Below are 15,320 nucleotides of genomic sequence, written 5' to 3' on the forward strand. Positions count from 1 at the left end.
GCGGGACCGGAGCCGGATTCAGGCTTACTTGCCGACCTTCGACGGATCGTCGAGGCTGTCGGACCCCTGGACGCTGATGGAGACGCCCAGGGTGCTGACGGCGCCTTCCAGCGCCTTCTTCTGGTCGACAAGACGGTCGACGGCGGTGGCCACCAGCTTGTTGCCCACCTCGTTGTCGGCGGCGATCATCTGGTCGTAGGCCATCTTGCCGCCGTCGGCGGTGTCCTTGATCGCCTGCATCGCCTTCATGGTCTCGGCCATGGCGGTCTTCACCGCGGCGTCGGCGTCGGCGGACTTGGCGGCGACCAGCTGCGACAGCGAGGCGCCCGACACGGTCTTGCCGTCGGTGCGCTTGTAGCTGCCGTTGTAGACGTTCACCATGCCGACTTCGTCGTAATAGTGCGAGTTGTGGGTGTTGTCGGAGAAGCAGTCATGCTCCTCCTCCGGGTCGTGCAGCATCAGGCCGAGCTTCATGCGCTCGCCCGCCAGTTCGCCGTAGCTGAGCGACCCCAGGCCGGTCAGCATACGGGCGATGCCCTCGCCTTCCGGGGCCTTGGCGATGGAGGCGCGGGCCTTGCCCTTCGGCGCCCATTCCGCCGTCATCTCGGCGAGGTCGTCGACCAGCATCTGGGTGGCGACGGTCAGATACTGGGCGCGGCGGTCGCAATGGCCGTTGGTGCAATCCTTGCCCTTGGCATAGTCGGTGGCCTTGCGCTCGCCCGCACCCGGGCCGGTGCCGTGCAGGTCCTGGCCCCACAGCAGGAATTCAACGGCGTGATAACCGGTGGCGACGTTCGCCTCGACCTTGCCGGCTTCGTGCAGCTTGTCGGCCAGCAGGCCCTTGGTGATCTTCGCCGCGTTGATCGTCTTGCCGCCGGCCGTGATCTTCGGGTTGGCGATGACGTTAGCCTTGGCGTAGGGGTTGCTCTCGCCGCCGCCATAGCCCTCGTCGACATAGTCGATCAGGCCCTCGTCCAGCGGCCAGGCATTCACCTTGCCTTCCCAGGCATCGACGATCGGGTTGCCGAAGCGGAAGGCTTCGGTCTGCATGTAGGGCACGCGGGCGGCCTTCCAGGCCTCGCGCGCCTTCGCCAGAGTCTCCTCCGTCGGGTTGGCGACAAGGGCGTCCACCGCCTTCTTCAGCGCCTTGGCGCCGTTGGTGGCGTCCTCGTAGGCGGCATGGGCGATGTCGGCGTAGTTCTTCGCCACGTCCTTGTAGGCCGGCGCCGCCGCCTGGGCGGCGAACGGCAGCAGGGCAACGACGGCTACGGCGGCAAGGCCGGCAGCGCGCTTCGACATGGAGGTCTCCTCGAACGTCGGTGGTCTGAAATGACAGCAAGTGCGACTGATTCTCAGGGAATAACGTCGCGAATCATTCTCACTGTCAAGCCCTATCGGCGTTGGGGATACTCGGAAAGGCAGTGATTGCCGGCGGCTGCGTCGATATACCGCCGGTGACGGCGGAGATCGGCCGCTCACCCCTGCCGCAGGGCGCGTCCCAACGCCTGATCCAAGTCCTCGTACAGGTCGTCGGGCGACTCCAGCCCGACCGACAGGCGCAGCAGGTCGCCGGGCACCGGGGAGGTGGGGCCTTCGATGCTGGCGCGGTGCTCGATCAGGCTTTCCACCCCGCCCAGCGAGGTGGCGCGGCGCCAGACGCCGACATGGGCGGCGGTGTCGATGGCGGCCTGGGTGCCGCCCTTCACCCGGATCGACAGCATGCCGCCGAAGCCGCCGGTCATCTGGCGGGAGGCGATGCCGTGGCCGCGGAATCCGGGCAGGCCGGGGTAGAGAACCTCCGCCACCTGCGGATGGGCGGACAGCCGCTCCGCCAGGGTCATGGCGGCGGCGCACTGCCAGCGGACGCGGGCGAACAGGGTGCGCAGCCCGCGCTGGAGAAGCCATGCCTCGAAGCTGCCGAGGATGCCGCCCTGCTGGGACTGCACCGCCTTGATGCGGCCCCAGAACTCGTCCTTGCGGGCGGCGGTCAGGGTGCCGGCGACGACGTCCGAATGGCCGTTCAGGTATTTGGTCGCCGAATGCATGACGATGTCGGCGCCCAGATCCAGCGGGCGGGTCAGCACCGGGGTCGCCACCGTGCTGTCCACCGCCAGCCACGCCCCGGCCTCATGCGCCAGCTCGGCCACGGCCGCGATGTCGGTGACGGTCCACAGCGGGTTTGCCGGAGTCTCCACCCAGACCAGCCGCGTCTCGCCGGGACGGAGTGCGGCCCGCACCGCGTCGGTGTTGCTGGTGTCCACCCCCTCCACCCGCAGGCCCCAGCGCGTGGCCGGGCCATGCACCCAGTTGCGGAAGGCCCAGTACATGACGTCGGGAACGATCACATGGTCGCCGGGATCGAGCGCCTGGAACACCGCCGTCGCCGCCGCCATGCCGGAGGCGAACAGCAGCGTGTCCGCGCCCTTTTCCAGTTCGGTGATGGTTTGTGCCGGAACATCGAAGGTGGGGTTGTCGGCGCGGGCATAGACCCGGCCGCGGCCATAGCCGTTGTCGGGATCGCGGACATAGGTGGTGGAGGTGTGGATCGGCGGAATGACCGCACCGCTTGCGGCGTCCTCAAATCCCAGGGCGCCGGCGGCGATGGTTTCGGGACGGTGGGGGCGGTCGGTCATTGCCGGGGCACTCCGGTTCGGGCGGAAGGGGGATTGAGGATACGCCCCGGACCGCCGCCGGCGCAACGTCCCGTCCGATGGTCCGGAATTCGCCGGAAGCTCAGGCGTAGCGGGCGATCAGGCGGGCGAGCGGCGGCCCGGACAGCACCACCACGAACAGCCGCAGAGTCTGCAGCGCCAGCACCAGCGGCAGGTCCACCCCGGTGCCGAGCGCGATCACCACCACGGAATCGAGCCCGCCCGGACTGGTGGCGAGGAAGGCGGTCAGCGGGTCGGTCGGCAGCAGCGTGACCAGCATCCAGGCCGACAGGCTGCAGAGCGCGATCATCAGCGCGGTGGACAGCAGCATCTGCGGCACGGCGCGGAAGGCATGGCCCAGCACCTCGCGCGTGAAGCGCAGGCCGATGCTCCAGCCGATCACGGCATAGGTTACGGTCAGCAGCGTGTGAGGCAGTTGCAGCGATATGCCGGCGCCGGTCTGGACCAGCGCGCCCAGCACCATCGGGACCAGCAGCGCGCCCGACGGGATGCGGAAGCGGTGCCCGATCCAGCCGCCGGCCACGGCGACCACCAACGTCGCCGCCAGTCCCGCCGGATCCAATGCCTCCACCGGGATCGCCGGCGCAGACCCCTGCGGACCGGTGGTCAGCGCATGGGTGACCAGGGAGGCGCTGAGCACCACCAGAACCACGCGCAGATACTGCATCACCGCGACCAGCCGGGCGTCCGCGCCATGTTGGCCGGCCATCGCGACCATGGCCGCGGCGGCTCCCGGTGACACGCCCCAGGCGGCGGTGGTGCCGGGCAGGCTGCCGTACCGGACGAACAGCCAGCCGACGACGCCGCTGACCATCACCGTCAGCCCGACCGTTCCCAGCATCAGCGGCCAGTTGCGGGCGATGGACAGCAGGATCGAGGAGGTGACGGCATGGGCGACGAGGCAGCCGATGATCGCCTGGGCCATGGTGAAGCCGGACGGAGGCACCCGGATGGAGGCACCGCCGACGCCGAAGGCGATCGCTCCCACCATCGGCCCGATCAGCCAGGCGGCCGGCAACCCGATCCAGTCCAGCCCCAGCGTGACCGCCCCCGACAGCGTCAGCAGGCCCGCCCATTGCGCCAGTTTGCCGGCCCAGCCCTTCGGCCGGCCGGCTCCCACCCGATCCCCCGCACCCGCCACGGATTCATACCTGTACGAATGTTTTGCGACCGGAGCATGCTGCCTGCCGCCCGCCCCGTCCGTCCAGCGGCAGGGAGGGCGCGGCAGCCATGCATTCGGCCGCGGAGGGGCGGGATGGATCAGCTGGCGGAGCGGATGCGGCTGAGGAAGACGTCGACACCCCGGTTCAACTCGTCGGCCTGACGGTGCAGCAGGCCGGCCGCCGACAGCACCTCCTGCGCGATGCCGCCGGTTTCCGCCGAGGATTGCGTCACCTGCCCGATGGATCCGGTGACCCGGCGGGCGCCGACCGCCACCTCCTGCACGTTGCGGGTGATCTCCTGGGTGGCGGCGGTCTGTTCCTCCACCGTGGCGGCGACGGTCGTGACGATCTCGTTGATCTTGGTGATGGTGCGGCCCACCGCATGGATCGCCTCGGCGGCATTGCCGGCGGCGCTCTGCATGCCGGCGATCTGGGTGGAGATGTCCTCCGTCGCCTTGGCGGTCTGGTTGGCGAGATGCTTCACCTCGTTGGCGACGACGGCGAAGCCCTTGCCGGCATCGCCCGCGCGGGCGGCCTCGATGGTGGCGTTCAGCGCCAGCAGGTTGGTCTGGCTGGCGATGCTGTTGATGAGGTTAACCACGTCGCCGATGCGCTGCGCCGCCTCGACCAGCCCGCTGACGGTTCCCTTCGTGCGTTCGGCCTCGTCGACGGCGGAGGTCGAGATCCGCGAGGATTCGTTGACGTGGCGGCTGATGTCGGAGATGGAGGCGGAAAGCTGCTCCGTCGCCGCCGCGACCGTCTGCATGCTGGACGAGGCGATTTCCGTCTCCGACGCGACGTCGGTGGACCGGCGGCTGGTGGCGGTGGCGATCTCCGACATGCGCCGGGCATGGGCCTGCATCTGGTCGGACGCGGCGACCGTGCCCTCGACGATGCTCTTCACGCTGTCCTCGAAATCGCCGGCGAGCCGGTTCAGCGTGGCGCGCTTGCTGTCCTCTTCCGCGGCCTTGTAGGTCTCCAGCAGCAGTTCCATGTCGAACCACGCGATCTTGGTCAGCGCCTCCAGCTGGGCGGCGCGGGTGCGGCGGGCGGCGGCACCGAACAGGCCGGCCATCACGCCGTCGTCGCCGGCGCCGGTGAGGCCGAGTTCGCGGGCGATGTTCGTGCTGACGACGTAATGGCAGATCGACACCGCATAGGCAGGAACGCCGTTGCTGTAGAACAACGACGCCAGCCGCCGGGCGGAGTCGCCGAAGCCCTCGTCGAGGCGGCCGGAGGCCGCGCGGGACCAATGGTCGACGCGGGCAGCATGCACCTCCGGCAGCTTCAGCGCCGACTGGATTTCCGGCCAGGCATCGAAATGCCGGTGCCACTGTTCGAGAAGGCCGGGAAGCCTGCGCTCGGCGAAGTCCCGGTTGTCCCTCAGAATGGCAAGGTCATCCTCGGTGATGGCGAAGGCGGCAAGACGCTTGGCATGCCCGTTGGACAGCGCGACACTCATGATCGGACGATCCTCTATTCCGAAGTTCCTGGTGCGGCTGCCGCTGCCGCCGGCCATTGGCCAGCTGCGTCAGGAGATTGTTGCGACCAACAATCCATGCATACCGCGGTATACTGTGTGGTCATTAAGCACGAAGATGGCCGATGAATGAAGTGTAATCTTTTAGATAATTATTTCGTCTACGAAAAATCTGAAATCTAAAACGTTCGGCACCGCATATTTTACTTACCGCTCCAAACGGCGTGTCGGTCTTTTGTCGGAGTCATACTTAACAAAGTCGCAAGAATTGCTTAGGATGACCACTTACGAAAATAGAAGCGGTATGGATCTGCTGTGCTCTCACAGGGCTGCCATGCTTTGGCTGCAAGTGCCTGAGTGATGTCCAGGGAAAGTCGCCGTTCAGGAACGATCATCGCCAGGATTGGTTGAGCCGTCAGTCATCGCCTGCAAGGAGGATGCAATGGCCGACGAAACCACCCGCCGCACCGGCGGCGACACCAGCCAGCCGCATGGCGAACAGGGACCGCCCACCGACCGTAACAGCGACAAGCCCAAGGGCGGCAGCCACAGCAAATACGACGTTCAGCAGGATGCCGAAGGCGCCCACAACCCCACCAATCCGGTGAAGATGCGGCCGGAGGTCAAGTCCGGCAAACCCGGCTGACCCGGGACCCCTTGCCACCTCTCCATGCCCTTCCGGGTTGAAAGGGAAGGGCATGGAGAGGTTTCCGGCGCTCTGCATTATTTTTCATTGAACGATCAATCAAAATAAAATGCGCTGGCCGGTGCGGCGAAATGAGCAACGCTGCCATCGAAATGCAGATTCCGTGAACGCGGCTATCGACCGCGCCCCTCGTCTCGGGGCAATCTACGGCCCGATTGCGATCATCCCGTTCTGTTGCGTTCCGGAAGCCTTGCCATGTCCATGAACCTGTCCACGCCCACCGGCTCGTCTTCGACGGGGACGGGAGACGTGCGCCTGACGGTTCGCGGCTTGCGCAAGGTCTTCGCCGACGATCCGCGTCCGGCGCTGGAGATGCTGCGCCGCGGTGCGACCAAGGCGGAGGTGCTGCGGACGCTGAACGTCAATGTCGGCGTGGCGGAGGCCAGCTTTGACATCCGGGCCGGTGAGATCTTCGTCATCATGGGCCTGTCCGGGTCCGGCAAATCGACCATCATCCGCCTGCTGAACCGGCTGATCGAACCGTCGGAGGGGGAGATCCGGCTGGACGGCCGCGACCTGACCCGCCTGTCGCACGGCGATCTGGTCGATGTGCTGCGGCGGGACATGAGCATGGTCTTCCAGTCCTTCGCGCTGCTGCCCAACCGCACCGCGTTGGAGAATGCCGCCTTCGGGCTGGAGGTCGCCGGGATCCCGCGCGGGCAGCGCCGCAAGGCGGCCATGGCGGCGCTGGAGCGGGTGGGGCTGGGCGCCTATGCCGACCGCTACCCGGACGAGCTTTCGGGTGGCATGCAGCAGCGGGTGGGGCTCGCCCGCGCGTTGGCAAAGAATCCGACGATCATGCTGATGGACGAAGCCTTCTCGGCGCTCGACCCCCTGATCCGCACCGACATGCAGGACGAGCTTCTGCGGCTTCAGCGCGAGGACGCCCGCACCATCGTCTTCATCTCCCACGATGCGGAGGAGGCGATGCGGATCGCCGACCGCATCGCGGTGATGGAGGATGGGCGCATCGCCCAGATCGGCACGCCCGCCGAGATCCTGCGCGCGCCGGCCGACGACTATGTCCGCGCCTTCTTCCGCGGCGTCGATGCCTCCCGCCTGCTGCGCGCCCGCGACCTCGCCCGGCCGCCGTCGCCGGGAGATGGCGCGGGGGAGGGAGGGAACGCGCTTCCGCTACCGCACCGATGCCGCCGGCCATTTCCGCGGCGTGCTGGCCAGCGACGGCAACTCGGCGCTGTTCGGGCTGGAGCCGGTGGCGGCGGACACCCCGCTGCACGCGCTGTTCGGCCGCGTCGCCGCGGCACCCTGCCCGCTGCCGGTGGTGGAGGCGGACGGACGCTTCGTCGGCGTGATCTCCCGCACGGCGCTGCTGGCGGCGCTGGACCGCGGCGAGGGCACCGGCCGCGGCGAGATGCGTCATGGCTGAGGCGCCGTTGCTCGACGTGGAATGGCTGAGCGAGACCATCGGCGGCGGCATCGCCCGCGGGTCCGAATGGCTGGTGGCGACGATCCTCGACCACGGCCAGCCGGCATTGAATGCCATCGCCGGGGCGGTGGAGGGGCTGGGCGGCACGCTGGACACGCTGCTGCTGGGGGTGCCGCCCTGGCTGCTGGCGCTGGTGCTGGCCGCAATCGCCCTATGGCGGGTCGGGCGGGGCTTCGCCCTGTTCACCCTGCTGGCATTCGCCGGCATCTTCGTGATGGGCCTGTGGGAGCCGACGATCTCGACGCTCGGCCTCGTGCTCGCCTCCACGGCGCTCAGCCTGATCGGCGGGGTGCCTCTCGGCATCTGGATGGCGCGCAGCAGGATCGCCGACGGGGTGGGCAAGACCCTCCTCGACCTGATGCAGACGATGCCGGCCTTCGTCTATCTGATCCCGGCGGTCATGTTCTTTGGGCTGGGGCGGGTGCCGGGCATCATCGCGACGGTGGTGTTCGCCATGCCGCCGGCGGTGCGGCTGACCGCGCTCGGCATCCGGCAGGTGCCGGAGGAGCTGGTGGAGGCCGGCCGCGCCTTCGGCTGCCGCAGCCACCAGCTGCTGTTCAAGGTGCAGCTGCCCAACGCACTGCCGTCGATCATGGCCGGCGTCAACCAGACCATGATGATGGCGCTGTCGATGATCGTCGTCGCTTCGATGATCGGCGCCGGCGGGCTGGGCAACGTGGTGCTCCAGGGCATCCAGCGCCTCGACATCGGGCTTGGCGTGCAGAGCGGGCTGAGCGTCGTGCTGCTCGCCGTCGTGCTCGACCGCATCACCCAGAGTTTCGGCCGGGGGGCCGCCGGGGGATGCGCCGCCGGGCGGCCGCCGGAACGGCGAAGCTGCGCTGGTGGCGGCGGTGAGGTCAGGCGTTCAGTTCGGAATCGAGGTAGCCCAGCGCCACCGCCCGCGCGGCGCTGCCGTCGATGGCGCCGGTCAGGGCGAAGCGCAGCCACAGCCCGTCGATCATCGCCGCCAGCCCGACCGCCACCCGCTCCGCCCGTTCAGCCGGCAGCAGGGGGCGCAGGGCATGCAACAGGTTGGAATGCAGGCGGCGGGCGTTGATGCGCTGCAGGCGCGACAGCGCCGGGTTGTGTGGCGCCTGCGCCCAGAATCCCAGCCAGGCCGCGACCACCCGCGGCTCGAACTGGCCGGGAGCGAAGTTGCAGTCGACGATGGCTTCCAGCCGCGCGCGCGGCGAGTCGGCCGTCGCCAGCCGCTGGGTCGCATCGTCGCGCAGCTGCTGCAGCATGCTGCGCATGGTGGCGGCCAGCAGTTCGTCCTTGCCGCCGAAATAATGATGGATGATGCCGGGCGACACGCCGGCCCCGCGGCTGATCGTCTGGACCGTGGTGTCGGCCAGCCCGTGCTCGCCCATCGAGGCGATGGTCGCGTCGATCAACTGACGGCGGCGGATCGGTTCCATTCCGACTTTGGGCATGGGGCGAGCGGTCTCCTGTCCATCTCCGCCACGGCCGGCCGCAACCGGCACCTTGGCTTGGGCGGTAACAAATGCGCCATTTTCGCCGCTCCGTCGATGACGAAAACGGCAGACCGGACGAACGGAAAACACAGGAAAGAGGAGTTGAGGACATGAGCGGATGGATGGCCCTGGCCAAGGGGATCGCGGGCGTCGGCGTCGCGGCGGCGGTGGCGCTGGGTGCCGGCGGGGCGCTGGCCGCCGATCCGGCATCCTGCAAGGCGGTGCGCTTCGGCGACGTCGGCTGGACCGACATCGCGGCGACGACGGCACTCGCCTCCGTCACGCTGGACGCGCTGGGCTACAAGCCGACCACCACCATGTCGTCGGTGCCGCTGGTCTATACTGGGCTGAAGACCAAGTCGCTGGACGTCTTCCTCGGCAACTGGATGCCGACGATGGAGCCCTTCCTGAAGCCGGTGCTGGAGGACGGCTCGGTCGAGGTGACGCGCGTCAACCTGGAAGGCGCCAAATACACGCTGGCCGTTCCGAAATACGCCGCCGATGCCGGGCTGAAGACCTTCGCCGACATCGCGAAGTTCAAGGACAAGCTGGGCGGCAAGATCTACGGCATCGAGGCCGGCAACGACGGCAACCTCATCATCGACAAGATGCTGAAGGCCGACGCCTTCGGCCTGAAGGACTTCAAGCTGGTGGAATCCAGCGAGGCCGGAATGCTGGCCGAAGTGAAGCGGGCCACCCGCGGCAAGGGCTGGGTCGTGTTCCTGGGCTGGGAGCCGCATCCCATGAACAAGAGCTTCGAGCTGACCTATCTGGAGGGCGGCGACGACTGGTTCGGTCCCAACCTGGGCGGCGCCACCGTCGCCACCAACGTCCGCAAGGACTATGCCGCCGAATGCCCGAATGTCGGCAAGCTGCTGTCCAACCTGTCCTTCACGCTGGACATGGAGAACGCGGTGATGGACGACATCATGAACGGCAACAAGAAGCCCGAAGCCGCCGCCAAGGCCTGGCTGAAGAAGAACCCCGAGGTGCTGAAGGGCTGGCTGAACGGCGTCACCACCATCGACGGCAAGGACGGCCTGGAAGCCGTACAGGCCAAGCTGGGCGTGGCCGTGAAGTCGTGACCTGACGGGGGCTCCGGCTGAGAGGGACGCGGAAGCGACCGGCCCATTGCTTGGCCGTGTTGCGGACGCCATATCGGTGGACATTCCTTCGTGCCCGCCCGGAGCCCCCATGTTTTTCGGCCCGCTACCCCTGTCCGACGCAGAGGGCGCCATCCTCGCCCATTCGCTCCGCCTGGGGGCGCTGGCCTTCAAGAAGGGCCGGCGGCTGTCGGCCGGGGACGTGGCGGCCCTGCGGGAGGCCGGCGTCGGCGAGGTGATTGCCGCGAAGCTGTCCGATGCCGACATCGCGGAGGACGCCGCCGCCACCCGCATCGCCGCCGCGGTGGCGGGCGGGGCCGTACAGGTCGCCGCTGCCTTCACCGGCCGCGTCAACCTGTTCGCCGAGGCGCGCGGGCTGCTCCGCCTCGACCCGGCCCGCATCGACGCGATCAACGCCATCGACGAGAGCGTCACCATCGCAACCCTGCCGGATTACGCCCCGGTCGAGCCGGGCCAAATGCTGGCGACGGTCAAGATCATCCCCTTCGCCGCCCCCGCCGCCGCGGTGGATCAAGCTGAGCGGCTGGCGGCCGACGGGCCGGCGCCGCTGGCCGTGGTGCCCTACCGACCGCTGACGGCAGCGCTGATCCAGACCCGGCTGCCGGGAGTGAAGGACAGCGTTCTCGACAAGACCGTGGCGGTGACGCGGGAGCGGCTGGAGGCTCTCGGCGGCACACTGGTCCATGAGGCGCGCTGTGCACACGACGAGGACGCGCTGGCGGACCTAATCGCCGCGATGCCGCCTGCGGACCTGCTGCTGATCGCCGGCGCCTCGGCCATCACCGACCGGCGCGACGTGCTGCCCGCCGCCATCGAGCGGGCGGGCGGCTTGGTGGAGCATTTCGGCATGCCGGTGGATCCCGGCAACCTGCTGCTGCTGGCCCGGCGCGGGGATCGGCCGGTGCTGGGCCTGCCGGGCTGCGCCCGTTCGCCAAAGCTGAACGGCTTCGACTGGGTGCTGCAGCGGATTGCGGCGGGCGTGCCGCCGGGCAGGGCGGAGGTGATGCGGATGGGTGTCGGCGGTCTGCTGGCCGAGATTCCGACACGGCCCCTGCCGCGGGCCGGCATGGCGGCGGAGACGCCGCGGGCGCCGCGCGTCACCGCCCTGGTGCTGGCTGCCGGACGCTCCAGCCGGATGGGGGCGACCAACAAGCTGCTGGCGGAGGTGAACGGCGCGCCGCTGGTGGCCCGTGCAGTCGATGCCGCCCTGGCCTCCCAGGCCGTCAACGTCATCGTCGTCACCGGCCATCAGGGGGAAAGCGTGGCGCGGGCGCTGGCCGACCGCCCGGTGACCTTCGTCCACAACCCCGCCTTTGCGGAGGGGCTGAGCAGTTCACTGCGCGCCGGGCTGGCGGCGGTGCCGAGCGAGTCGGATGCGGTGGTGGTGTGCCTGGGCGACATGCCGCGGGTGGCGTCCGCCGTGATCGACCGGCTGGTCGCCGCCTACAGCCCGCTGGAAGGCCGCGCCATCTGCGTGCCGACCACCCATGGCAAGCAGGGCAACCCGGTGCTGTGGGACCGTGCCTTCTTCACCGAGATGGCGGCGCTGACCGGCGACGCCGGGGCGAAGCGGCTGATCGGCCAGCATGCCGACCGGCTGTGCGAGGTGCCGATGGAGGATGCCGGCATCCTCTATGACGTCGACACCCCCGACCTGCTGGCGCGCTTCGCCGAGACCGCCGGCAGCGGTGTAATCAGCGCGCCAGATCCAGCCAGCGCCGGGTCATCGCGCGGGTGAACTCCTCCGCCACCGGCAGATGGGTGGCGATGGAGTCCTCCAGCCCGTGCAGCATCTCGGCATTGCTCTCCCGCGCCTCCTCCCGGATGCGCGAGGCCCAGCCGCGCAGGATGTCGCCGGTCGCCTCGGGGTGGAACTGGAAGGCGTAAGTGGCGCGGCCGAGCCGGAAGGCCTGCCGGTCGCACGCCTCGCTATACGCCAGCGGCACCGCGCCCTCGGGAAACTCGAAGGTGTCGTAGTGCCACTGGGCGAGGTTCAACTCCGAACCGAAGCCGCCCAGCAGCGGATCGTCCTGTGCGCCGTCGGTCAGGCTGACGCGGTGGATACCCAGTTCCGGCGTGGTGTGGCGGTAGACCTTGGCGCCATAGGCGCGGGCGGCGAGCTGCGCGCCCAGGCAGATGCCCATCACCGGCCGCTCGGCGTCGGTGAAGTCGCGGATCACCTCCATCACCCGGCCGAAATGCGGACCCTTCTCGTCGTCCCAGGCGTCCTGCGGACCGCCCAGAACCACGAGGCCGGCATAGCCGTCCTTGTCGGGGATCGCCTCCCCCTCGTTGGCGGCGATGGTGTGGAGGGTGGCGCCGTTGTCGGTCAGCGCGTCGCCCACCAGACCGATGGGAGCGGTGCGGCTGTTCTGAACGACCAGGATGCGCATGGGTCTGCTCGGCTCGCGTCGTTGGCACGGGTGTCATCAAGTTGTGAGACCGTCGCGGGCGGAGTTCAAGCCGCAGGCGCTCCGGATCCCATGCTCCGCCCCGCAAAGCCGCTATGCGCGGCGCCGGGCCGCTGGTCTAGAGTGCGCCGAGCACCGTCTTCCTGCCGGAGGTCCGCCCCATGCCGTTCCGCCCCCGCCACCTTCTCGCCGCCCCGCTGTTCGCCGCCATCCTCGGCATGGCCTTGCCCGCCTTCCCCGCCTGGGCGCAGAACGGCTCGCTGACCTTCCTGCACATCAACGACGTGTACGAGATCGCGCCGGTGAAGGGACAGGGCGGGTTCGGGCCGCTGATGACGCTGCTGAAGCGCGAACGCGCCTCCGCCCCCGGTGCATTCACCACCGTCGGCGGGGATTTCCTGTCGCCGTCGCTACTGTCGGGCACGACGCAGGGCGAACAGATGATCACGCTGTTCAACGCCATCGGCGTCGATGCGGTGACCTTCGGCAACCATGAATTCGACTTCGGTCCCGACGCGCTGAAGAAGCGGATGGCCGAATCGAAGTTCCCCTGGATCGGCACCAATGTGCGCGCCGCCGACGGCTCCGCCTTCGCGACGACGGTGCCGAGCTGGACCCGGACGGTCGACGGCATCACCGTCGGCTTCATCGGCCTGATCACCCCCGACACCGCCCGGCTGTCGAGCGCCGGACCCAGCCTCAGCTTCCCCCCGGTGCTGGAAACGGCCGCCGCCGCGGTGAAGGAGTTGCGTACCAAGGGGGCGGCGGTCGTGGTGGCGCTGACCCACCTGACCATCGAGGAGGACCGGCAACTGGCCTCCAAGGTCAAGGGCATCGACCTGATCCTGGGCGGCCACGACCATGACCCGATCAGCTTCTATGAGGGCTCCACCCTGATCCTTAAGGCGGGGCAGGACGCGCGATATCTCGGCATCGTCAAGCTGGCGGTCGAAACCAGGGATGCCGGCAAGGGACCGGCGACCACCACCCTGCCGACCGAATGGCGCTTCGTCACCACTGCCGGCGTCGCCCCGGACCCGGAGGTGGAGGCGGTGGTGGAGGGCTACACCAAACGGCTCGACAACGACCTCGCCGCGGTGATCGGCACCACCGCGACCGAACTGGACAGCCGCAAGGACGTGGTGCGCAGCCGGGAAGCTAGCATGGGCAACCTGATCGCCGACGCCCTGCGCGAGACGCTGAAGGCTGACGTCGCCATCACCAACGGCGGCGGCATCCGCGCCGACGCGCTGCACCCCGCGGGGTCCAGGCTGACCCGCAAGGACATCTTCGCCGAACTGCCCTTCGGCAATGTCGGGGTGCTGGTGGAGATGTCGGGGCAGGACCTGATCTCCACCCTGGAACACGGCGTCGGCAAGGTGGAGGAGAAGGCCGGCCGCTTTCCCCAGGTTTCGGGCCTGACCATGACCTACGATCCCAAGGCGCCGGCCGGGCGCCGTGTGACCGCGGTGACGGTGGGCGGCAAGCCCGTCGACCCGCAGGCGACCTACCGCGTCGCTACCAACGATTTCATGCTGAAGGGCGGCGACGGCTATGCCGCCTTCCCGCGTGCCAAAGTGATCGTCGATGCATCCGGGGCGGTGTTGCTGGCGACCATCGTGATGAATTACGTCGAATCCAAGAAAATGGTCACGTCCGCGGTCGAAGGCCGGATCGTGGCAAAATAACGCAGCCGCCGGGACATTATCGGGCCGCGGCGCGACACTCCGTTGCGCGGTTGCGGCATTTCCCTTTAGGGTAGCCCGTCCGCCCTATATCCGCGCCGGAAGCCGCCGCATGTCCGATACCCTGCCCAGCCGTTCCAACGACTTCGCCCAGACCTTCAACACCGCCCATGGCGAGGCCGGTCTGGGCCGGGTGTCGATCGCCCATATCCTGCAGCGCATCCAGGCGGAGCCGCACTTCCTGTTCAGCGAGGAATTCCGGCAGGGCGGCGGCCAGTGCCCGTTCCATGCCGGCAAGACCGACGGAGCTGCGGATGGCGCTCCGCCGATCCCGCAGGACGACGCCGACAAGGTGGCAGTCAACAGCCTGCTGGCCCTGCTGTTCAACCGGCTGCGCGACCACATCGCCGAAAAGCTGCCCTTCGATGCGGAGGGACGGCCGATGCTGCCGATCCCGCCGCGCTCGCCGCACGGGCTGGACCCGGCCGACCGCGCCGCCATGGCCGCGGCGGCGCCGGACGTCCTCTGCTCCGTCCTGCGCGACGCCACCTGCCACCTGCTGGACGGCCTCATCACCGGCTGGGCCGTCGATCTGGTGCGGGAGGAGGAGTATTTCCGCTCCCAGGGCTCCGGCGCCATCTCGCTGGAGGCGGCGGCGACCTTCGTCCTGCGCAACGTGCTGGAACATTCGCCGCTCTACCAGCGCGCCGGCTACGACATGCTGTCGATCACCAAGACCGGCAGCCACACCGCGATCCACATCTGCTGGGCGCTGGTGGAGGCGGCCCCGCTGCTGGTGCCGGGGCGCGATGCCGCCTTCTACAACGACCTCGTCCACCGCAGCCTGAAGCAGATCGTGCCGCTGTCGATGGCCAGCCTTGGGATGCTGGTGCATTACATGGAGGAAAGCGGGATCGAGCCGGCCGACGGGCTGGCGGTGCACCGGCTGCCCAAGGACCAGACCGCCTTCGTGCTGGACGGCAACGGGCTGATCCGGCTGAACGCCGATCCCATCGTGACCTTCGCCAAGCCGGGCGAGCGCTACTACACCGGCTGCCCGGCCTTCTACACGACGAACCTGATCAAGCTGTATCTGGACATCGTGGCCGGGCTGGCCCTGGAATACTCCGTCTACGACCGCCTGCAGGAGGGCTGAG

Annotated in this window: 11 protein-coding genes and 2 pseudogenes; 7 read left to right on the forward strand and 6 right to left on the reverse strand. The window is 68.7% G+C overall.

Annotated elements, in window-relative coordinates; genetic code table 11:
• Positions 1 to 24: 24 nt before the first annotated feature.
• The 4 genes from AB8P05_RS24485 to AB8P05_RS24500 all read right to left on the reverse strand — a co-directional run bounded on the left by AB8P05_RS24485 (position 25) and on the right by AB8P05_RS24500 (position 5,297).
• A complete protein-coding gene (locus AB8P05_RS24485) occupies positions 25 to 1,299 on the reverse strand; it encodes an imelysin family protein (RefSeq protein WP_472760780.1) in 1,275 nt (424 codons plus the stop codon).
• A 176-nt stretch (positions 1,300 to 1,475) separates the two neighbouring features.
• The gene (locus AB8P05_RS24490) at positions 1,476 to 2,633 is read right to left on the reverse strand and encodes a trans-sulfuration enzyme family protein (protein WP_472760781.1); all 1,158 of its coding nucleotides are present in this window, start codon (positions 2,631 to 2,633) and stop codon (positions 1,476 to 1,478) included.
• A gap of 100 nt (positions 2,634 to 2,733) precedes the next feature.
• The gene (locus AB8P05_RS24495; RefSeq protein WP_472760782.1) at positions 2,734 to 3,792 is read right to left on the reverse strand and encodes an AbrB family transcriptional regulator; all 1,059 of its coding nucleotides are present in this window, start codon (positions 3,790 to 3,792) and stop codon (positions 2,734 to 2,736) included.
• Positions 3,793 to 3,932: 140 nt separating this feature from the next.
• On the reverse strand, positions 3,933 to 5,297 hold the full coding sequence (locus tag AB8P05_RS24500) for a methyl-accepting chemotaxis protein (protein ID WP_472760783.1): 1,365 nt from the start codon (positions 5,295 to 5,297) through the stop codon (positions 3,933 to 3,935).
• A 460-nt stretch (positions 5,298 to 5,757) separates the two neighbouring features.
• Between AB8P05_RS24500 and AB8P05_RS24505 the strand changes: the two genes are divergently transcribed.
• The 3 genes and pseudogenes from AB8P05_RS24505 (at position 5,758) to AB8P05_RS24515 (ending at position 8,323) form a co-directional block, all read left to right on the forward strand.
• On the forward strand, positions 5,758 to 5,961 hold the full coding sequence (locus AB8P05_RS24505) for a hypothetical protein (RefSeq protein ID WP_455174923.1): 204 nt from the start codon (positions 5,758 to 5,760) through the stop codon (positions 5,959 to 5,961).
• A 261-nt stretch (positions 5,962 to 6,222) separates the two neighbouring features.
• Positions 6,223 to 7,408: pseudogene (locus AB8P05_RS24510) on the forward strand (quaternary amine ABC transporter ATP-binding protein).
• A pseudogene (locus AB8P05_RS24515) lies at positions 7,401 to 8,323 on the forward strand (ABC transporter permease). Before AB8P05_RS24510 ends, AB8P05_RS24515 begins: the two co-directional pseudogenes overlap by 8 nt.
• Before the next feature lie 2 nt (positions 8,324 to 8,325).
• Here AB8P05_RS24515 and betI read toward each other — a convergent pair.
• Positions 8,326 to 8,901 (reverse strand): transcriptional regulator BetI, encoded by a 576-nt coding sequence (gene betI / locus AB8P05_RS24520; protein WP_455174925.1) that lies wholly within the window; start codon positions 8,899 to 8,901, stop codon positions 8,326 to 8,328.
• Positions 8,902 to 9,053: 152 nt separating this feature from the next.
• Between betI and AB8P05_RS24525 the strand changes: the two genes are divergently transcribed.
• Together AB8P05_RS24525 and AB8P05_RS24530 are read left to right on the forward strand one after the other, a co-directional pair.
• On the forward strand, positions 9,054 to 10,028 hold the full coding sequence (locus AB8P05_RS24525; protein ID WP_472760784.1) for a choline ABC transporter substrate-binding protein: 975 nt from the start codon (positions 9,054 to 9,056) through the stop codon (positions 10,026 to 10,028).
• Positions 10,029 to 10,137: 109 nt separating this feature from the next.
• Positions 10,138 to 11,805 carry an NTP transferase domain-containing protein gene (locus AB8P05_RS24530; protein WP_472760785.1) on the forward strand — a complete coding sequence of 556 codons (1,668 nt, stop codon included), beginning with the start codon at positions 10,138 to 10,140 and terminating at the stop codon, positions 11,803 to 11,805.
• Here AB8P05_RS24530 and AB8P05_RS24535 read toward each other — a convergent pair.
• Complete coding sequence (locus AB8P05_RS24535; protein ID WP_472760786.1) at positions 11,762 to 12,460, reverse strand: type 1 glutamine amidotransferase; 699 nt, start codon at positions 12,458 to 12,460, stop codon at positions 11,762 to 11,764. The genes AB8P05_RS24530 and AB8P05_RS24535 overlap by 44 nt on opposite strands.
• A 179-nt stretch (positions 12,461 to 12,639) precedes the next feature.
• Between AB8P05_RS24535 and AB8P05_RS24540 the strand changes: the two genes are divergently transcribed.
• Entirely contained in the window at positions 12,640 to 14,166 is a 1,527-nt protein-coding gene (locus tag AB8P05_RS24540) for a bifunctional metallophosphatase/5'-nucleotidase (protein ID WP_472760787.1), read from the forward strand.
• Between the two features lie 109 nt (positions 14,167 to 14,275).
• Entirely contained in the window at positions 14,276 to 15,319 is a 1,044-nt protein-coding gene (locus AB8P05_RS24545) for a hypothetical protein (protein WP_472760788.1), read from the forward strand.
• Position 15,320 lies beyond the last annotated feature (1 nt).

Source organism: Azospirillum sp. VT-I1, from assembly GCF_055698305.1.